This window comes from Azoarcus indigens (genome assembly GCF_004361735.1).
In the GTDB taxonomy this organism is placed as follows: domain Bacteria; phylum Pseudomonadota; class Gammaproteobacteria; order Burkholderiales; family Rhodocyclaceae; genus Azoarcus; species Azoarcus indigens.
In genome coordinates this window covers 15,589-34,865 of the sequence record NZ_SNVV01000005.1, presented here as the reverse complement: position 1 = coordinate 34,865, position 19,277 = coordinate 15,589, and the positions used below count along the sequence as shown (strand labels likewise).

17 protein-coding genes are annotated in these 19,277 nt (G+C 69.1%); 6 read left to right on the top strand and 11 right to left on the bottom strand.

Annotation, left to right across the window (positions count from 1 at the left end; all coding sequences use genetic code 11):
* Window positions 1-77: 77 nt before the first annotated feature.
* The 5 genes from C7389_RS07335 (at window position 78) to C7389_RS07315 (ending at window position 5,872) form a co-directional block, all read left to right on the top strand.
* Complete coding sequence (locus C7389_RS07335; protein WP_133589901.1) at window positions 78-1,130, top strand: TRAP transporter substrate-binding protein; 1,053 nt, start codon at window positions 78-80, stop codon at window positions 1,128-1,130.
* Window positions 1,131-1,443: 313 nt separating this feature from the next.
* Window positions 1,444-2,895 carry an ATP-dependent RNA helicase DbpA gene (gene dbpA / locus C7389_RS07330; protein ID WP_133589899.1) on the top strand — a complete coding sequence of 484 codons (1,452 nt, stop codon included), beginning with the start codon at window positions 1,444-1,446 and terminating at the stop codon, window positions 2,893-2,895.
* Window positions 2,896-3,149: 254 nt separating this feature from the next.
* Window positions 3,150-4,142, top strand: a complete 993-nt coding sequence (locus C7389_RS07325) for an ABC transporter substrate-binding protein (protein WP_133589897.1) — start codon at window positions 3,150-3,152, stop codon at window positions 4,140-4,142.
* A 45-nt stretch (window positions 4,143-4,187) separates the two neighbouring features.
* Window positions 4,188-5,078 carry an ABC transporter permease gene (locus tag C7389_RS07320; RefSeq protein ID WP_133589895.1) on the top strand — a complete coding sequence of 297 codons (891 nt, stop codon included), beginning with the start codon at window positions 4,188-4,190 and terminating at the stop codon, window positions 5,076-5,078.
* The gene (locus C7389_RS07315; RefSeq protein ID WP_133589893.1) at window positions 5,078-5,872 is read left to right on the top strand and encodes an ABC transporter ATP-binding protein; all 795 of its coding nucleotides are present in this window, start codon (window positions 5,078-5,080) and stop codon (window positions 5,870-5,872) included. Before C7389_RS07320 ends, C7389_RS07315 begins: the two co-directional genes overlap by 1 nt.
* A gap of 33 nt (window positions 5,873-5,905) precedes the next feature.
* Here the strand turns inward: C7389_RS07315 and C7389_RS07310 are convergent, their stop codons facing one another.
* The 5 genes from C7389_RS07310 to C7389_RS07290 all read right to left on the bottom strand — a co-directional run bounded on the left by C7389_RS07310 (window position 5,906) and on the right by C7389_RS07290 (window position 12,057).
* Window positions 5,906-7,777, bottom strand: a complete 1,872-nt coding sequence (locus C7389_RS07310; RefSeq protein ID WP_133589891.1) for an ABC transporter ATP-binding protein — start codon at window positions 7,775-7,777, stop codon at window positions 5,906-5,908.
* A gap of 120 nt (window positions 7,778-7,897) precedes the next feature.
* Window positions 7,898-8,908 (bottom strand): cytochrome d ubiquinol oxidase subunit II, encoded by a 1,011-nt coding sequence (locus C7389_RS07305; protein WP_133589889.1) that lies wholly within the window; start codon window positions 8,906-8,908, stop codon window positions 7,898-7,900.
* A complete protein-coding gene (locus C7389_RS07300; protein ID WP_133589887.1) occupies window positions 8,905-10,248 on the bottom strand; it encodes a cytochrome ubiquinol oxidase subunit I in 1,344 nt (447 codons plus the stop codon). The genes C7389_RS07305 and C7389_RS07300 overlap by 4 nt, the downstream gene beginning before the upstream one ends.
* Window positions 10,248-10,886, bottom strand: a complete 639-nt coding sequence (locus C7389_RS07295) for a GbsR/MarR family transcriptional regulator (protein ID WP_133589885.1) — start codon at window positions 10,884-10,886, stop codon at window positions 10,248-10,250. The genes C7389_RS07300 and C7389_RS07295 overlap by 1 nt, the downstream gene beginning before the upstream one ends.
* 247 nt (window positions 10,887-11,133) lie before the next feature.
* Window positions 11,134-12,057: a LysR family transcriptional regulator gene (locus C7389_RS07290; protein WP_133589883.1), complete on the bottom strand. Its 924-nt coding sequence runs from the start codon at window positions 12,055-12,057 to the stop codon at window positions 11,134-11,136.
* Window positions 12,058-12,122: 65 nt separating this feature from the next.
* On the opposite strand from C7389_RS07290, the gene C7389_RS07285 reads away from it, so the two are divergent.
* Window positions 12,123-12,668 carry a DMT family transporter gene (locus C7389_RS07285; RefSeq protein WP_342773498.1) on the top strand — a complete coding sequence of 182 codons (546 nt, stop codon included), beginning with the start codon at window positions 12,123-12,125 and terminating at the stop codon, window positions 12,666-12,668.
* Between the two features lie 228 nt (window positions 12,669-12,896).
* On the opposite strand, the gene C7389_RS07280 is transcribed toward C7389_RS07285, so the two are convergent.
* The 6 genes from C7389_RS07280 to C7389_RS07255 form a co-directional block, all read right to left on the bottom strand.
* Window positions 12,897-13,604 carry a GntR family transcriptional regulator gene (locus C7389_RS07280; RefSeq protein WP_133589879.1) on the bottom strand — a complete coding sequence of 236 codons (708 nt, stop codon included), beginning with the start codon at window positions 13,602-13,604 and terminating at the stop codon, window positions 12,897-12,899.
* Window positions 13,591-14,583, bottom strand: coding sequence for an oligopeptide/dipeptide ABC transporter ATP-binding protein (locus tag C7389_RS07275; protein WP_133589877.1), 993 nt, complete (start codon window positions 14,581-14,583; stop codon window positions 13,591-13,593). The genes C7389_RS07280 and C7389_RS07275 overlap by 14 nt, the downstream gene beginning before the upstream one ends.
* On the bottom strand, window positions 14,567-15,589 hold the full coding sequence (locus C7389_RS07270; protein ID WP_133589875.1) for an ABC transporter ATP-binding protein: 1,023 nt from the start codon (window positions 15,587-15,589) through the stop codon (window positions 14,567-14,569). The genes C7389_RS07275 and C7389_RS07270 overlap by 17 nt, the downstream gene beginning before the upstream one ends.
* The gene (locus C7389_RS07265) at window positions 15,586-16,494 is read right to left on the bottom strand and encodes an ABC transporter permease (RefSeq protein ID WP_133589873.1); all 909 of its coding nucleotides are present in this window, start codon (window positions 16,492-16,494) and stop codon (window positions 15,586-15,588) included. Before C7389_RS07265 ends, C7389_RS07270 begins: the two co-directional genes overlap by 4 nt.
* Window position 16,495: 1 nt before the next feature.
* Window positions 16,496-17,509, bottom strand: coding sequence for an ABC transporter permease (locus C7389_RS07260; RefSeq protein WP_133589871.1), 1,014 nt, complete (start codon window positions 17,507-17,509; stop codon window positions 16,496-16,498).
* A 134-nt stretch (window positions 17,510-17,643) separates the two neighbouring features.
* Window positions 17,644-19,257, bottom strand: a complete 1,614-nt coding sequence (locus C7389_RS07255; protein ID WP_133589869.1) for an ABC transporter substrate-binding protein — start codon at window positions 19,255-19,257, stop codon at window positions 17,644-17,646.
* Between the last annotated feature and the right edge of the window lie 20 nt (window positions 19,258-19,277).

The following is a 19,277-nucleotide window of genomic DNA, read 5'->3' as shown; positions in this document are numbered from 1 at the left end:
CCCTTCGATCAACCCTGCCCCCGACCCCACCGCCGATTCCGCAGCACCCATAAAACTCCACTGGAGGAGACAGCACCATGCACACCGTCCGTCACATCCACCGTGCGCTCGCCATCGCCGGCGCCATCACCACGATCGCCGCCGCGGCGCTGCTGCCCGGCCAGGCCGGCGCCCAGCCCGCCGAGCAGAGCGGCCCCATCGTCATCAAGTTCAGCCACGTCACCACCGCCGACACGCCCAAGGGCAAGGGCGCCGACCGCTTCAAGCAACTGGTGGAAGAGCGCAGCGGCGGCAAGGTGAAGGTCGAGGTCTATCCCAACAGCACGCTGTACAAGGACAAGGAGGAAATCGAGGCGCTGCAGCTGGGCTCGGTGCAGATGCTGGCGCCCGCCCTGTCCAAGTTCGGGCCGCTGGGCGTGCGCGAATTCGAAGTCTTCGACCTGCCCTTCATCTTCCCCAACGCCGAAGTGCTGACCCGCGTCACCGAAGGCCCGGTGGGCGCCTCCCTGCTGAAGAAGCTGGAAACCCGCGGCATCACCGGCCTGGCCTACTGGGACAACGGCTTCAAGGTCATGAGCGCCAACCGCCCGCTGCGCGAGGTAAAGGACATGCGCGGCCTGAAGATGCGCATCCAGTCCAGCAAGGTGCTGGAGGCACAGATGCGCGCGGTCGGCGCCCTGCCGCAGATGCTGGCCTTCTCCGAGGTCTACCAGGCGCTGCAGACCGGCGTGGTCGACGGCACCGAGAACACCACCTCCAACTACTGGACGCAGAAGACCTCGGAGGTGCAGAGCGACATGACGGTGTCCGACCACGGCTACATCGGCTACGCGGTGATCACCAACAAGAAGTTCTGGGACGGCCTGCCGCCCGACATCCGCGCCCTGCTCGAGCAGGCGATGAAGGACAGCACCCGCTATGTGAACGAAATCGCCCAGCAGGAGAACGACGAAGCGCTGAAGAAGATCGCCGCCTCCGGCAAGACCAGGGTCATCACCCTCACCGCCGCCGAACGGGAGAGCTGGCGCCAGGCCATGCTGCCGGTGCACAAGGAAATGGCCAGCCGCGTCGGCAAGGACGTGATCGAAGCCATCTACAAGGAAGCGCAGGGTGCGCAGGCGCAGCGCTGAGGCTGGGCGCGGAGAGCGATACGGGCTCGACGCCCCCCGAGCATAGCGGTTTTCTCCCCTCTCCCCTCGCGGGGCGTAGGTGGAAAGAGCGAAGCGCTGCTTCGCCCAGCGGCCGACAGGTCGCTGGGCCGGGGCGCGGAGCGGGGCCGGGGGAGAGGGGGCTACGGCGCTTGAGCCCCCTCAACGCCCTGGCGGGCGCCCCCTCTCCCCAGCTCTCCCCCGCAAGGGGGGAGGGAGCACGCCCCTCTCTCCGCCTCCCACCCCTATTTCTCCCACCCTCCAGCCCCGCTCCGCCCACCGCCTATAATCGGGCATGACCTCCGCACCTCACGCCCCCGCGCCCGACACCTCCCCGGCGCCCGACTCCGCCGCTCCCCCATCCCCCGGCTTCGACACGCTGGGCCTTTCGCCGGCCGTGCTCGACAACCTGCAGCGCCTGGGCTACCTGGCGATGACGCCCATCCAGGCCGCCGCGCTGCCGGTCGCCCTCGCCGGCCGCGACCTCATCGCCCAGGCCCGCACCGGCAGCGGCAAGACGGCCGCCTACGCCCTGCCGCTGCTGGGCCGCCTCAATCTCGCCCACAACCGAGTGCAGGCCCTGGTGCTGTGCCCCACCCGCGAGCTGGCCGACCAGGTGGCGAAGGAGATCCGCCGCCTCGCCCGCGCCGAGGACAACATCAAGGTGCTCACCCTGTGTGGCGGCGCCACGCTGAAGCCGCAGGCCGCCAGCCTGGCCCACGGCGCCCATGTGGTGGTGGGCACGCCCGGCCGCCTGCTGGACCACCTGCAGCGCGGCAACCTGGCGCTGGAAGCGCTCTCCACCCTGGTGCTGGACGAGGCCGACCGCATGCTGGACATGGGCTTCCGCGACGACATCGCCGCGGTCGCCGACGCCTGCCCCGCCCACCGCCAGACCCTGCTGTTCTCCGCCACCTATCCGGCCAGCATCGCCGAGCTGGCCGGCCGCTTCCTGCGCGAGCCGGAACAGATCCGCCTCGCCGAAGGCCACGCCGAGGGCCGCATCCGCCAGCGCTTCTACGAAGTCGCCGAGGATGGACGGCTGGCGGCGGTCTCCCGCCTGCTGTTGCACTACCGGCCGGCGAACGCGCTGGTTTTCTGCAACACCCGGCAGCAGTGCCGCGACCTCGTCGCCCGGCTGGAAGCCGACGGCATCGCCGCACTCGCGCTGCACGGCGAACTGGAGCAGCGCGAGCGCGACCAGGTGCTGGTGCGCTTCGCCAACGGCAGCAGCCGGGTACTGGTAGCCACCGACGTCGCCGCCCGCGGCCTGGACATCGCCGGCCTGGAAGCGGTGATCAATGTGGATGTGGCGCCCGAGCCGGCGGTGCATGTGCACCGCATCGGCCGCACCGGCCGGGGCGCGGACGGCTGGGCGCTCAGCCTGGTCGGCCCGCGCGAACGCCGCCGGGTCGAAGCCCTTGCCGCCACCCACGGCTTCACCCTGGAATGGCACCCGCTGGCCGAACTGGAAATCACCGAAGCCACCGGCCCCGCCCCGCTGCAACCCGCCATGCGCACCCTGCAGCTGCTCGCCGGCCGCAAGGACAAGCTGCGCGCCGGCGACATCCTCGGCGCGCTCACCGGCGAAGCCGGCTGCAGCCGCGGGCAGATCGGCCGCATCGACCTCGCCGACGCCGTCTCCTATGTCGCGGTGGCGGCGGACGTCGCGGAGCAGGCCGCCCGCCGCCTGGGCGAAGGCCGCATCAAGGGCAAGCGCATACGGGTGCGGCTGCTGGAAGACTGAAGCGGAGCGGGAGGTTTCGCATGCGGGAAGAGGGGAGAAAGCGTCCCCACGTCCGCCGCCGCATCCTCATGACACCCATCTGCCCCGCCTGCGGCAAACCAGGTGTACCCAGCCCTGGCGTTTGATGCTGAAATGCGGGCTGCCGCGAACTTTTGCCGGCGGGCGGCCGACCAAGCCGCACTTGCGGGACATACCGACACCATAGGCACGCGGGGCCGCAGCCGGCCCTTCCTTGCGATCAGGAGGACAACAAGATGACGACCCAATCGCCCAAGAACACCGCCGCGCAAGGCTGGCGCAAACACGCACTCGCCCTCCTGCTGGCCGCCGCGGCCGCCGCACCCGCGCTGGCGGCGGACAAGTCGGTGGCGGTCACCGCCATCGTCGAACACCCGGCGCTGGACGCCATCCGCGACGGCGTGCAGGAGACCCTGAAGGCCGAGGGCTTCGAGGCTGGCAAGAACCTCAAGTGGGAGTACCAGAGCGCCCAGGGCAACACCGGCACCGCGGCACAGATCGCGCGCAAGTTCATCGGCGACAAGCCGGATGTCATCGTCGCCATCGCCACGCCGTCGGCGCAGGCGGTGGTGGCCGCCACCAAGTCCATCCCGGTGGTGTATTCCGGCGTCACCGACCCGGTGGCCGCCCAGCTGGTGAAGGACTGGAAGCCCTCCGGCACCAACGTCACCGGCGTGTCCGACATGCTGGCGCTGGACAAGCAGGTGGAGCTGATCAAGAAGGTGGTGCCCAATGCCAAGCGCGTCGGCATGGTCTACAACCCGGGCGAAGCCAACTCCACGGTGGTGGTGAACCAGTTCAAGACCCTGCTGCCGGCCGCCGGCATGACGCTGGTGGAGGCCTCGGCGCCGCGCAGCGTAGACGTCGGCGCCGCCGCCCGCAGCCTGGTCGGCAAGGTGGATGTGATCTACACCAACACCGACAACAACGTCGTCTCCGCCTACGAGGCGCTGGTCAAGGTGGCCAACGACGCCCGCATCCCGCTGATCGCCTCTGACACCGACAGCGTCAAGCGCGGCGCCATCGCGGCGCTGGGCGTGAATTACCTGGACCTGGGCCGGCAGACCGGCAAGGTGGTCGCCCGCATCCTCAAGGGCGAGCAGCCGGGCGCCATCCCGTCCAGCTCCAGCGACAAGCTGGAGCTGGTGGTGAATGCCGCCGCGGCGAAGAAGCAGGGCGTCACCCTGGCGCCCGAGTTCCTCTCCTCCGCCACCACCGTCCTCCAGTAAGAAAGCCGCCGGCGCCGGCCCCCCGGCGCCGCGGCAGCCATCCACATGACCCTGTATTCCTTCATGGGCGCGCTGGAGATCGGCCTGATCTTCAGCCTGGTCGCCCTCGGGGTGCTGATCTCCTTCCGCATCCTCAACTTCCCCGACCTCACGGTGGATGGCAGCTTCCCGCTGGGCGGCGCCGTCGCCGCCACGCTGATCGCCCTCGGCACCGATCCCTTCCTCGCCACGCTGGCCGCCCTCGCCGCCGGCGCCTGTGCCGGCCTGCTCACCGGCTGGTTCAACGTGCGCCTGCGCATCATGGACCTGCTGGCCGGCATCCTGCTGATGACGGCGCTGTACTCCATCAACCTGCGCATCATGGGCAAGCCCAACGTGCCGCTGATCACCGAGCCCACCATCTTCAGCATGCTGCTGCCGGAGATGATGCCGGACTACATCGAGCGGCCGCTGGTGCTGATCGTCATCGTCATCGCCGCCAAGCTGGCGCTGGACTGGTTCTTCTCCTCCGAGACCGGCCTGGCGATGCGCGCCACCGGCGCCAACCCGCGCATGGCGCGCGCCCAGGGCGTGGCCACCGGGCGCTCGGTGCTGGCCGGGCTGGCGCTATCGAACGCGCTGGTGGCGCTGGCCGGCGCGTTGTTCGCGCAGAGCCAGGGCGGCGCCGACATCTCCATGGGCATAGGCACCATCGTCATCGGCCTGGCGGCGGTCATCATCGGCGAGAGCATCCTGCCCGGCCGCCGCATCGTGGTGCTGACGCTGGCGGTGGTGCTGGGCGCCATCCTCTACCGCTTCTTCATCGCCCTGGCGCTCAACAGCGACCTCATCGGGCTGAAATCGCAGGACCTCAACCTGGTGGCGGCGACGCTGGTCACCGTGGTGCTGGTGCTGCCCATCCTCAAGCGCCGCCTGCGCGGCAACGGAGGCCGCTGATGCTGCGCGCGCAAGAGCTCCGCATCACCTTCAACCCCGGCACGCCGATCGAGAACCCGGCGCTGCGCGGCCTCAGCCTGGAGATCCCCGCCGGCCAGTTCGTGTCGGTGATCGGCTCCAACGGCGCCGGCAAATCCACCTTCCTCAACGCCATCTCCGGCGACCTGCTGGTGGACCAGGGCAAGGTGGAGATAGACGGCCGCGACGTCACCCGGCTGCAGGCCTGGCAGCGCGCCGACCTCGTCGCCCGGGTGTTCCAGGACCCGATGGCCGGCACCTGCGAGGCCCTGAGCATCGAGGAGAACATGGCGCTGGCAATGGCGCGCGGCCGCCGCCGCGGCTTCCGCTTCGCCATCGGCCGTGGCGACCGCGAGCTGTTCCGCGACAAGCTCGCCATCCTCAATCTCGGCCTGGAGAACCGCCTGACCGACCGCATCGGCCTGCTCTCCGGCGGCCAGCGCCAGGCGGTGAGCCTGCTGATGGCCTCGCTGCAGCCCTCGCGCATCCTGCTGCTGGACGAGCACACCGCCGCGCTGGACCCGAAGACCGCCGCCTTCGTGCTGGAACTCACCGCCCGCATCGTCGAGGAGAACAAGCTGACGACGATGATGGTGACCCACAGCATGCGCCAGGCGCTGGACTACGGCAGCCGCACGGTGATGCTGCACCGTGGCCAGGTGGTGCTGGACGTGGCCGGCGAGCAGCGCGCCGGGCTGGACGTGCCCGACCTGCTGGAAATGTTCGAGCGCACCCGCGGCGAGAAGGTGTCGGACGACGCGCTGTTGCTGGGCTGAAGCCGCCCCGCCAAGCCCGGGCGGCGGCCCGCCTCAAGCCGGCTCGGCCGACGCCTCCGTCGCATCATCCTCCGCCTCCTCGCCGAGGAAGCCGCCGCTCTGGTGCGCCCACAGCCGGGCGTAGAGGCCGTTGCGGGCGAGCAGGCTTCGGTGATCGCCCTCCTCGACGATGCGGCCGTGGTCCAGCACCACCAGGCGGTCCATCGCCGCGATGGTGGACAGGCGGTGGGCGATGGCGACCACAGTCTTGCCCTCCATCAGCCGGTACAGGCTGGCCTGGATGGCGGCCTCCACTTCCGAGTCCAGCGCGCTGGTGGCCTCGTCCAGCAGCAGGATGGGCGCGTCCTTCAGCATCACCCGGGCGATGGCTATGCGCTGGCGCTGGCCGCCGGAGAGCTTCACCCCGCGCTCGCCGACGTGGGCGTCGTAGCCCCGCCGGCCGGTGGGGTCGGCCAGGCCGAGGATGAAGTCGTGCGCCTCGGCGCGGCGGGCGGCGGCTTCCATGTCGGCCTCGGTGGCGTCCGGCCGGCCGTAGAGGATGTTGTCCCGCACCGAGCGGTGCAGCAGCGAGGTGTCCTGCGTCACCATGCCGATCTTCTCGCGCAGGCTCTCCTGGGTGACGCTGGCGATGTCCTGGCCGTCGATCAGGATGCGGCCGCTGCCGACGTCGTGGAAGCGCAGCAGCAGGTTCACCAGCGTGGACTTGCCGGCGCCGGAACGGCCGACCAGGCCGATCTTCTCGCCGGGGCGTATGGTCAGCGTCAGCGCGTCCACCACCGGGCGCATGCTTTCGCCGCCGTAATCGAAGCGCACCTTGTCGAAGCGCACCTCGCCGCGGCTCACCTGCAGCGGCCGGGCGTCGGCGCGGTCCACCACGGTGTGCGGCTGCGACAGGGTGTTGATGCCGTCCTGCACGGTGCCGATGTTCTCGAACAGCCCGGCCAGCTCCCACATCACCCAGTGCGACATGCCGTTCAGCCGCAGCGCCATCGCGGTGGACGCCGCCAGCGCGCCCACGCCCACCTCGCCCAGGGTCCACAGCCACAGGGTGACGCCGGCGGTGCTCAGGATCAGCCCCATGCTCAGCGTGTGGTTGACGATCTCGATGCCGCTCACCAGCCGCATCTGCGCGTGCACCGTGCGCATGAACTCGCGCATCGCCGAGCGCGCGTAACCCGCCTCGCGGCCAGCGTGGGAGAACAGCTTCACCGTGGCGATGTTGGTGTAGGCGTCGGTGATGCGCCCGGTCATCAGCGAGCGGGCGTCGGCCTGGGCGCTGCCCACCTTGGACAGGCGCGGCACGAACCAGCGCAGCGCCGCCACGTAGAGCACCAGCCAGCCGAGGAAGGGCAGCAGCAGCCAGGCGTTGAAGCCGCCCACCACCGCCGCCATGGTGACAAAGTAGATGATGACGAAGACCAGGATGTCGCCCATGGTCATGCAGGTGTCGCGCACCGCCAGCGCGGTCTGCATCACCTTGGCGGCGACGCGGCCGGCGAACTCGTCCTGGTAAAAACTCATGCTCTGCCCGAGCATCAGGCGGTGGAAGTTCCAGCGCAGCCGCATCGGGAAATTGCCCGCCAGCGTCTGATGCTTCAGCATGGTCTGCATCGCCACCAGGGCGACGCTGCCCATCACCACCGCGCCTATCAGCAGCAGCGTGCCGCCGCGGGTGGACCACAGTTCAGCCGGCGGCACCGCCGCCAGCCAGTCCACCAGCCGCCCCAGCACCGCGAACAGCAGCGCCTCGAAAGCGCCCACCACCGCGGTGAAGCAGGTCATGCCGACGATGAAGGGGCGCACGCCCTCGGTGCCCGCCCACAGGAAGGCGAAGAAGCCCTTGGGCGGCGTCGCCGGCGGGGTATCGGGATAGGGATCGACCAGCTTTTCGAACCAGGCAAACACGGCACAAGTCTCCGGCAGCGGCGCGCGGCGGGCGGCATTTCACAAGGTCCGCGGCGACGAAGAAAACGACCGGGGGCGAGCTCTTGTGGAGCCCGCCCCCGGTTTTCACAACTGACGATTCTACTGGTAGGAGAGTTCCCGCGTCTTGCCCCAGAACACCCGGTATGCGAACGCGGTGTAAGCGAAGATGGCCGGCAGCACCACCAGCGCGCCCGCCAGGATCACCTTCAGCCCCTGCGGATGGGCGGCAGCCTGCCAGATGTCGAGCTGGTCGATGACGATCTGCGGAAATACGCTGTAAGCCAGCCCGTGGAAGGCGAGCAGGAAGATGCCGATGGCCGCGGCGAAAGGCAGCCAGCAGCCGTTGTCGTTGCCCGCCGCCTGGCGCCGCGCCAGCCGCGGCAGGCTGACGACGAGCACCGCGAACAGCACCACCGTGGCCGCCGGCACCGGCAGCAGCAGGAAGAACTCCGGCAGCTCGAACCACTTGGCGGCAATGCGCTCGCTCACCAGCGGCGTCGCCACCGACACCGCCGCCACACCCAGCGCCGCGCCCCATACCGCCGGCCGCGCCCAGGCCAGCGCCCGCGCCTGCAGCCGGCCTTCGCTCTTCATCACCAGCCAGCCGGCGCCCAGCAGCGCATAGCCGGCGGTGAGGCCGATGGCGACCAGGGCGGCGAAGGCCCAGGCGGCGGCGCCCGGCGCGAAGCCGGTGAGGAAGCGGCCCAGCATCACGCCCTGCGCCAGCGCGGCGATCAGCGAGCCGGCGGCGAAGGTGGCGTTCCACCAAGGCTTGTGGCTGTCCTGCGCCTTGACGCGGAAATCGAAGGCCACGCCGCGCAGGATCAGGCCGGCGAGCATGGCCGCCACCGGCAGGTAGAGCGCGCCGAGGATGATGCCGTTGGCCAGCGGAAAGGCCACCAGCAGCAGGCCGATGCCCAGCACCAGCCAGGTCTCGTTGGCATCCCAGAAGGGGCCGATGGAGGCGATCATCAGATCCTTCTCCTCCTCGTCGCCCAGCGGCAGCAGCAGGCCGACGCCGAGGTCGTAGCCGTCGAGGATCACATAGGCCAGCAGGGCGATGGCCATCAGGCCGGCGAACACCACCGGCAACCAGTACTCGGGCGTCATTGTGGCATCTCCTTGGCGAGGTAGCGGGCGGCGGCCGGGTCCGGCTTGCCGGCCTTGCGGGCGAGGTGGAACAGCACCGAGACGTAGGCCAGCAGCAGCGCCGCATAGAGGGTGAGGTACATCGCCAGCGAGGTGGCGATCATGCCGGCGGGCACCGTGCCGGCGGCATCGGCGGTGGTCAGCACGCCCTGCACCAGCCAGGGCTGGCGGCCGATCTCGGTGACGTACCAGCCGGCCACCGTCGCCACCCAGCCGGAGAAGCTCATGCCCACCAGCAGCCGCAGGCCGCCGCGCGACAGGCCGCCACGGCGCAGCTGCCAGGCGGCGAACCAGGAACAGACCAGCATCAGCACGCCCACGCCCACCATCACCCGGAAGGCCCAGAACACCTTGGCCACCGGCGGATGGGCGCCCTCGAATTCATTGAGACCGCGGATCTCGCCATCCCACTCGTGGGTCAGGATGAGGCTGGCGAGCTTGGGCACGACGATGGCGTAGTCATTGCGGCGCCCGGCCTCGTTGGGCAGCGCGAACAGCGTCAGCGGCGCGCCGCGCTCGGTCTCCCACACCCCTTCCACCGCGGCGATCTTGGCCGGCTGGTGATGCAGGGTGTTGAGGCCGTGGAAGTCGCCGACCGCGATCTGCAGCGGAATCAGCAGGGCGGCGGCGAACACGCCGGTGCGCAGCGCCCGGGTGACACCGCCGGATTCATCGCCCTTCAGCCGGCGATAGGCCGACAGGCCGGCGACGAGGAAGGAGACGGTGAGGCCGGAGGCGATCAGCATGTGCGTCAGCCGGTAGGGCAGCGAGGGGTTGAACACCGCCGCCCACCAATCGGTGATGATGGCCTGGCCGTTCACCATTTCGAAGCCGGCCGGCGTCTGCATCCAGGAGTTCAGCGCCAGGATCCAGAATGCCGAGGCGGTTGTGCCCAGCGCCACCAGCAGCGTCGCCAGCGTATGCACCCGGTTGGACACCCTGCGGCGGCCGAACAGCATCACGCCGAGGAAGGTGGCCTCCAGGAAGAAGGCGGTGAGGATCTCGTAAGCCAGCAGCGGCCCGGCGATGTTGCCCACCGTCTGCATGTAGCCCGGCCAGTTGGTGCCGAACTGGAAGCTCATGGTGATGCCGCTGACCACGCCGAGGGCGAAGGTGAGCGCAAACACCTTGACCCAGAAGCCGTAGGCGTCCATCCACGCCTCGTCGCCGCTGCGGTCGTAGCGGCGCTTGAAGTACAGCAACACCCAGCCGAGCGCGATGCTGATGGTGGGGAAGAGGATGTGGAAGGTGATGTTGGCGCCGAACTGGATGCGCGCCAGAACGACAGGATCGAGGTCCATCAGCGTGCCTCCCCTTCGTTGCCGCCGGTGCCGGGCTCGTCGTCGTCCGGCCGGGCGGCGCGGCTCTCCGCCTTCGCCTCCTTGTCGCCGCCGTCGCGGTGGGTGAAGCGCGCCAGCGACTGGGTGATCTGCAGCAGCTTCTGCACCCGCGAGCCCAGCTTCATCAGCCGCTGCAGGGTTTCGGCGTCCAGCTTCTGGATCTCGGCGAACCAGCTGGTGATGAGTTCGATGAGGTCGTACATCGCCTGCATGCGCGCCTGGGCGTGGCGCTCGGCGGCATTGGCCGGGGATTCCATCAGCGCGCCGCGCAGCATGGTCAGCGTCGGCTCCACCTCGCGCTTCTGCCGCTCCTCCGCCAGCAGGCGGAAGATGGCCCAGATGTCTTCCGGGGTGGAGAAATACTCCCGGCGGTCGCCCGGGAAGTGCTGCAGCTTCACCAGCCGCCACGCCTGCAGCTCTTTCAGGCCGATGCTGACGTTGGAGCGGGAGAAGGCCAGCTCTTCGGCGATCTCGTCCGCGTTCAGCGGCTTTTCCGAGACGTAGAGCAACGCGTAGATCTGGCCGACGGTGCGGTTGATACCCCAGCGGCTGCCCATCTCACCGAAGTGGAGGACGAAAGACTGGATCAGTGGCGACATATTTCTTGTCCTTTTCAAATTTCAAAAAACTCTGAAAATTTGATCTGGATCATAGTATCGCCACTTTTCACTTGTCAAAAAATCGTTTGAGTGATAGCCGCGCCAGCGTCATGGGAATAGGCCCGGTCGGGTGCCTGGGCGGCCGGCGATGGAACAGCGGCTGGGCAAGCAGCTTGCCGCGACAGCGCGCGGTGGCGGCTCTCCCTGGGAGATGGGGTGCCAGCGCGGCCCTCCCTTATGAGGCCGCCTATTTCCTCGCGACCTGCTGGATGGGCCGGCTGCAATCCATGACTACGCTTCTGAACCAGTGATGTGCGGAATCGGCTTCTCGGCGCACATGCCACGCTTGCTGGAATGCAAAGCCGGGCAGTTCGAACGGCGGCGTGAAGCGCGTCAGCCCTTGCTCATCAGGCAGATGGTCCAGCGTGCGGCTGGCAACGGTCAGGATCAGATCGGTACCCGCCAGCACTTCGGTCGAAGCGCGCCAATGCGGCAGGACCAGCGCAATGCGCCTGTGCCGCCCTTGAGCGGCCAGCGCAGCGTCGATCTCATTTTCGGTGTCCGGCCTCGTGGCAACCAGCACATGCGGACGCGCCAGCCATTTGTCCAGCGCCAGCTTGCCGCGCGGCGGCAGCGAGCGTTTGTCCGCAACGCTGACGAAATGCTCCTCGAACAGGGTTTCGACGACGATGCCGCTCGCAGTGTCCGGAAATACGCCAAGGCCCAGGTCGATCTCGCCGTCCGCGAGTTGGGCCAGCATGGCTTCACGACTGGCCTGGCATACAACCATGTCGATGCCGGGCGCCTGATCGCGCAACCGTTTTACCAGCGTGGGCAGAACGAGGTGGGCCGCATAGTCGGACATGGCAAGGCGAAAGCGGCGCACCGCCTGGCCAGGGTCGAAAGCCCCCTCGTGCAGCAGCCCGTTGAGCTGCTGGAGAGCCGCCTCCAAGGGCAGCAGCAAATCCTGGGCGCGCGGCGTCAACGCCATGCCTGCGCCGCGCCGGGTCAGCAAGGGGTCTTTGAAGGTCTCCCGCAACTGCGCCAGCGCATGGCTGACCGCCGGCTGGCTTTTGTGCAGCCGCAACGCTGCCCGGGTGACGTGCTTTTCCGCCAGCAAGGCATGAAGCGTCAGCAGCAGATTGAGGTCAATGCGCCGTAGATCATCCATGAAACGAATGATATACAGTCAAAATAAGAATTTCCATTCATTATAAAAATACCTGAGCATGCGCCATGTTTTCATCTGCAGTGAGGCGTTCTCGTATGCAAGGGCCATCTTCTTTTCCCGCCGTGTTTCCAATGGCGATTGCCGTGGCGGCGGGGGCTGCCGTGCCCTTCCAAGCCGCGAGCAACGCCGCATTGGGACGGGCACTGGGGCATCCGCTGTGGGCCACCTTGGCTTCGCTGGGTGTCAGCGTGCTCGTCGTCCTGCCTTTGATGATGCTGATGCGCGTCCCGGCGCCGGCTTTGGGTACTGCGGCGCAGGGGCCAGCGTGGTGGTGGCTGGGCGGCGTGGCTGGCGTGGCCTATGTCACCGCCGCACTCATGCTGACGCCCAGGCTGGGCGCAGCCGGCTTCATCGTCAGCGTGATCGCGGGCCAGATGCTGGCGTCGCTGCTGATCGACCACTATGGCTTGATGGGGCTGGCGCCCAAGCCTGCCGGCGGGTGGCGGGTGGCGGGCATTGCGCTGATCCTGCTGGGCATGGCCGTGGTGCAGATGGGCAGTTCGCCAACGGCCTCCGCGCCTGGCCCGGCGTCTTCTGCCGGGCGCTCATAGGCGGGCCTACCGTCACGCCCCGCGCCAAAGTCCTGCGCGCTCCAGTCTTCCCGATATCCGATGCGCTGCGGCTCCGGCGCGGCATGGCGTCTTGCCGCGCAGGCGTCATGCTGCGTGGGCGCGGCCCGTGGCCCAGCCGGCCTTCACGTGGTGTGGCGCAGTTCGACGGCGGCACGCCGCCTGCACGGCGTGCCGCCCTCCCCCAGGCGCAGACTGCGACGGCGGCGCTCAGCCCGCCGCGCCCACCAGCCCGCGCTGGCGCGCCTCGTAGATCATGTGCAGGGTGATCTTGTGCACCTCGGCCTTGCTGGCCTCGATGTGGGAGCGCAGGTTGATGGCGGCCTGGGCGGCCTTGCGCTGGGTGAGCAGGCGCAGCACCTCCTGGTGCTCGTCGTAGGTGAGGTCGATGCGTGGCGCGCGGGTGAAGTCCAGCCGGCGGACGATGCGGATCTTGTCGGTCACCTCCTGGTGCACCCGCGCCATCTCCAGGTTGCCGGTGGCAAGGATGAGGCCCTGGTGGAAGGCTTCGTCCAGCTCGCCGACCTGCTTGCCGTCGGTGAGGCGCTGCTCGCGCGGCAACGACCAGATGGCCTGCAGCGCGGAGAGATCGGCCGGCTGCTCGGCCTCGCAGATGCGCGCCACCGCCGCCAGCTCCAGCACGATGCGCAGGTCGTAGAGCTGGTCGAAGCGGTGGAAGTCGAAGGGGCGCACGCTCCAGCCGCTGCGGAAGGCCACCTGCAGATAGCCTTCGCGCTCCAACCGGTAGAGGGCGTCGCGCACCGGCGTGCGGGAAACGCCGTAGCGCTCGGCCATCTCGGTTTCGGTGAAGCGGTCGCCCGGCAGCAGGGCGAAGTTGGAGATGTCGTCCTTGAGGCGCTGGTAGATCTGGCCGGCCAGGGCGTTGGCCTTGCCGGCGGCGGATTTACTGTCGGACATGTTGCACCACCGCGGGATAGTGGCAGGCGACCTGGCGGCCGCCGCCGATGTCTTCGAGTTGCGGCCCGACCTCGCCGCAGCGGGCCAGCCCGCGCGGGCAGCGGCCGAGCAGGCGGCAGCGGTTAGGGTCGGGGTCTATCGGGCTTTGCGGATCGCCACCCACCAGCAGGTCGGCGGCACTGGCCTGGCCGCCGGCGAGACCACCGGGCAAGGAAGCGATCAGGGCGCGAGTATAGGGGTGAGCAGGCGCATGGAATACCGCATCCGTCGGCCCCGCCTCCACCACCCGGCCGAGATACATCACCAGCACCCGGTCGCACAGCAGGCGGACGACGTTGAGGTCGTGGGAGACGAACAGGAAGCTCATCTGCAGTTCCTGCTTGAGCCGCTCCAGCAGCTGCAGGATCACCGTCTGCACCGACACGTCCAGCGCCGCGGTGGGTTCGTCCAGCACCAGCAGCGCCGGCCGGCTGACGATGGCGCGGGCGATGCCCACCCGCGCCTTCTGGCCGCCGGAGAGCTGGTGCGGGTAGCGGTCCAGCAAGGCCAGCGGCAGGCCCACCCAGCCGGCGGCCTCTTCCACCCGGGCGGCGGCCTCGGCGCCGCGCAGGCCGCACAGCAGGCGCACCGACTCGGCGATGGTCTGGCGCGCGGTGTAGCGTGGGTTGAGGCTGTCGGTCGGGTCCTGGAACACCATCTGGATGTCCTTGCGCTGCGGGTGCAGCGCCATCGCCCGCGAGCGCACCAGGCCGATGTCGCGGTTGCGGAAGCGCACCTGGCCGTCGCTCGGGTCCAGCGTGCGGGTGAGCAGGCGCACCAGGGTGGATTTGCCGCAGCCGGACTCGCCCACCAGGCCCACGGTTTCACCCGGGGCGATGTGGAAGTCGATGCCATCCACCGCGTGCAGCTGACGGGTCTGGCCGTCCTTCTTGACCGGGAACAGGCGCTTCAGCGAAATCGCCTCAAGCAAATGCGGCATGGCGGGCCTCCGTGGCAGCGGCGGTGAGCGGGCGGTGACAGGCGATGAGATGGGTAGCGGACGACGCCCCGGCCGGCGCCAGCGCCAGCGGCCGTTCGCACTCGGCGCCGCGGCGCGGGCAGCGCTCGGCGAAGCGGCAGGCCGGCAGGTCGGCGCGGCGCAGGTCGGGCAGGTTGCCGTCGATGGCGGCCAGTTCGGCGAGCGAGGCGGCGCCCACCGGCGTGGCGGCGATCAGGCGCTCGGTATAGGGGTGGCGGGGCGCGGCGAACAGCGCCTCGGTGGGGCCGACCTCGACGATGTGGCCGGCGTGCATCACCGCGATGCGGTCGCAGTACTCGCGCGCCATGCCGAGGTCGTGGGTGATGAGCAGCGTGGCCATGCGGCGCTCGGCGGACAGCTCGCGCACCAGCCGCATGATGGCCGCCTGGGTGGTCACGTCCAGCCCGGTTGTGGGCTCGTCGGCGATCAGCAGGCGCGGCTTGCAGGCCAGGGCAATGGCGATCATCACCCGCTGGCACATGCCGCCGGACAGTTCGAAGGGATAGGCGGCGTAGCGCCGCTCCGGGTCGGGGATGCGCACCTCGGCCAGGCATTCGATGGCACGGGCGCGGCGGGCCGCCGGCAGCAGGTCGGTGTGGCGCGCCAGCACGTCCTCGATCTGGCGGCCGACCTGGCGGATGGGGTTCAGCGCCACCCGCGGGTTCTGGAAGATCATCGCCATCTCGCGGCCGCGCAGCGCCTTCATCGCCGCGCCTTTCTTCGCCAGCAGGTCCTGCCCGGCGAAGCGGATGGCGCCGGCGGTGATGCGCGCCGCCGCGTCCTGTATGCCCATGGCGGCGAAGGACAGCACCGACTTGCCGGAGCCGGATTCGCCCACCAGGCCCACGGTTTCGCCCTCGGCCAGCGCCAGGCTGACGTTCTCCAGCGCGCGCACGGTGCCGCCGCGGGTGCGGAATTCGACCGCCAGGCGGTCCACTTCCAGCAAGGGGTTGGAAAGCGCATTCATGTTCTTCTCCGCGGGTCGATGAGGTCGCGCAGCGAGTCGCCGAGCAGGTTGAAGCAGAAGACGGCCAGCATCAGCACCAGGCCGGGAAAGAGGGCGATCCACCATTCGCCGGAGACGATGTACTGCGCGCCCTCGGCGACCATGATTCCCCACTCCGCTTCCGGCGGCCGCACGCCCAGGCCGATGAAGGACAGGCCGGCGGCGTTGAGGATGGCCCAGCCCATGTTGAGCGAGATCTGCACCATCATCGGCGGCAGGATGTTGGGGATGAGGTGGTGGAACAGCACCCGCAGCTCGCCGTTGCCGGCCAGGCGGGCGGCCTCGACGAAGCCGGCGTCGCGCCGCACCCGCACCTCGGCCCGCGCCACCCGCAGGTAGAAGGGCAGGTTGATGATGGCGGTGGCGAGCACGATGTTGGCCACGGTGTTGCCCATGGCGGCGACGATGCCCATCGCCAGCACGAACAGCGGGAAGGCCATGATGGTGTCCGACACCCGGGTGCTGATGCGGTCGAACCAGCCGCCGAAGTAGCCGGCGAAGGCGCCCATCAGCCCGCCGACGACGAAGGACAGCGCCACCGCCGCCACCGCGATGCCCAGGTCCAGCCGGGTGGCGATGACGACGCGGGAGAGGATGTCGCGCCCCAGGGCGTCGGTGCCGAACCAGTGCGCGGCCGAGGGCGGCGACAGTGGATCGCCCACATGCGAGGCCAGCGGGTCGTAAGGCACCAGCCAGGGCCCCAGCGCCGCCAGCAGGATGAAGAACACGAACAGGCCGGCGGCGATGGCCGACAGCGGGTTCTCGCCGAACACATAACAGAGGTTGCGCCACCACAGGGCGACGGCGCCGGACTGGGTCGCGGCCACCGGGGTGGCCGTGGTGGCGGCGGAAGGCGTGGCACTCATCTCAGGCCTCCAGGCGGGCACGCGGATCGACCAGGCCGTAGGCCACGTCGATCAGCAGGTTGAGCAAGACGTAGAGCAGCGCCATGGCAAGCACGAAGCCCTGCACCGGCGCGTAGTCGGACGCCACCAGCGCCTCGATGGCGAAGGAGCCTATGCCGGGCCAGGCGAACACCTTCTCCACCAGCACGTTGGAGCCGAGCAGGAAGGAGAACACCATGCCCAGCGTGGTCAGCACCGGCAGCAGGGCGTTGCGGAAGGCGTAGGTGAACAGCACGGTGGTGGGCCGCAGGCCGGAGGCGCGGGCGGTGCGGATGAAGTCCGCCGACAGCACGCCCAGCATGGAGGCGCGCGTCATCCGCGCCAGCGGCGCCAGCACGAACAGCGCCAGGGTGATGGCCGGCAGGATGAGCTGCTTGGCGGCGGAGGCGAAGGTCTCCAGGTCGCCGGCGATCAGGCTGTCGATCAGGTAGAAACCGGTGACGAAGTCCGGCGCGGTGGCGTAGGGGTCCAGCCGGCCCAGCGGCGAGGGCGCCCAGCCGAGCAGGAAGTAGAAGACGTAGGCCAGCAGCAGGCCGGTGAAGAAGGTGGGCAGCGACACCCCGGCGGTGGTGATGCCCCGGCAGAGGTGGTCTATCCACGAGCCCGGCCGGGTGGCGGCCAGCACGCCCAGCGGAATCGCCACTACCACCGCCAGCAACAGGCCGACCAGGGTGAGTTCCAGCGAGGCCGGCAGGCGGTCGGCGATCTCGGCCAGCACCGGCTGGCCGGTGGTGAGGGAGTTGCCCCAGTCGCCGCGGACGAGGTCGCCGACGTAGGAGACGAACTGCTCCGGCAGGCTTCGGTCGAGGCCGAGCTTCACCCGGATTTCCTCGATGGCTTCGGTGGAGCCGGCGGGGCCGGCGAAGTAGGCCGCCGGGTCGCCCGGCAGGGCGCGGGTGAGGACGAAGGTGACGATGACCACGCCGATGATGGCGGGCACGGCACCGAGCAAACGTTTGAGAATGGCCTGGATCATGGCTGCTGACTCCGGTTGCGCGCCGCCGCCGCGGGGGGCGGCGGGGCGGCGTTGGCGGGCGACGCAGCCGTGGCTGCCGCCGTCTGCCGTCTGGTGCTGCCGGCCCGGTCAGGTGCCGGGCCGGCGGGTACGGCTTACTGCTTGTAGATCTGGCGATAGTCCGGCTGCAGGTGGAACCAGTAGGTGTAGCCGTGCACGTTCTTCTGCATCGCCACGTCCATCATCGGCTGCACGATGGGCACGCGCGGCACCTCGGTGTAGGCGATGTCGATGAAGCCCTTCACCTCCTGGTCGTACTTCTTGGCGTCGGTTTCGAAGCGGGCCGCTTCCACCAGCTTGTCCAGCTTCTCGTTCTGGTAGCCCATGGTGTTGAACACCGCGTTCTGGCCGTGGTACGCCCAGAAGAAGAAGTACTCCGGATAGTTCAGCCAGCCGCCGAAGCGGTTGAAGATCATCGGCATGTCCTTCTTGGTGATGGCGGCACGCCAGTTGGAGCCGGGCACCTTCTCGATGCCGGCCTTGATGCCGATCTGCGCCAGCGCCTCCTGGATCAGGATCACCGCCGGCTCGGACACGGTGGCGGTGCCGAGGTCGAAGGAGATGGTGGTTTCGAAGCCGTTCTCGTAGCCGGCCTCCTTCATCAGCTGCCTGGCCTTGGCGAGGTCGGTCTTGAACGCGGTGGGCTGCATCCAGCTGCCGTCCTTGACGCCGCTGCCGCCGAACAGCGGCACGCCGCGGCCGTAGAAGGCGTTCTGCATGATCTTGTCGTAGGGCACCACCCAGGCCACCGCCTGGCGCACCTTCAGGTTGTCGAAGGGCGGCTTGGCGTTGTTCATGCCGAGGTACCACATCGAGTTCTCGATGGGTGTGCTCTCCACCTTCACGTTGCCCTTCTCCTGCGCCATCTCGTTGAAATCCTTGGGCGGCAGCTCGAAGGTGATGTCGATGTCGCCCCGGGCCAGCAGCGCGCGGCGGTTGCCGGCGGAGGGCACGTCGCGCTGGATCACGCGCTTGAGCTTGGGCAGCGGGCCGTTCTTCCAGGCGTCGAAGCGGTCATACACGATCTCCTGGCCCGGCTTCCACGACGCCACCTTGTAGGCGCCGCCGCCGGCCGCGTTGGTCTTCAGCCAGTTGGCCGCCCACGGGTCGTCGGCGGTGGCGTGCTGCTTGGCCAGCTTGGCGTTGTAGATGGAGGCCACCGGCACCGCGAGGTCGGGCAGGGTCATCTTGTCCTTGCGCAGGAACTTCAGGCGGAAGGTCTGGGCATCCACCACCTCGAACTGCTCCGGCTTCTCGACCGAACCGGCCTTCATCTGGAAGGTGGGAAAGCCGCCCATGGCCAGCGCGCGCTCGAAGGACCACTTCACGTCCTCGGCGGTCACCGGGCTGCCGTCATGGAAGGTGGCGCCCTTGCGCAGGTGGAAGACCACGCTCATGCCGTCGGGCGCGACTTCCCAGGACTCGGCCAGCTCCGGCTCCAGCTTGGTGAAGTCGTAGCTGTAGGTGCCGTCGGCCAGCTGCTTGCGGCCGTAGCTCATCAGGCGGTCATACACGATCCAGGACACGCCGTAGGCCGGACGGTTGGCGCCCACGCCCTGCACGTCCAGCATGTTGGGTCCGAATTCGTTGGCGACGACCAGGGTTTCCAGGCGCTTGTCCTGGGCATGGACCAGGGCCGGGGCGGTGGCCAGCAGCGTGGTGCCAAGGGCGGCGGCCAGCGGGAGCAGCAGGTTTCTGAGGGGTTTCATGCGGCGGTTCTCCGTTCGGA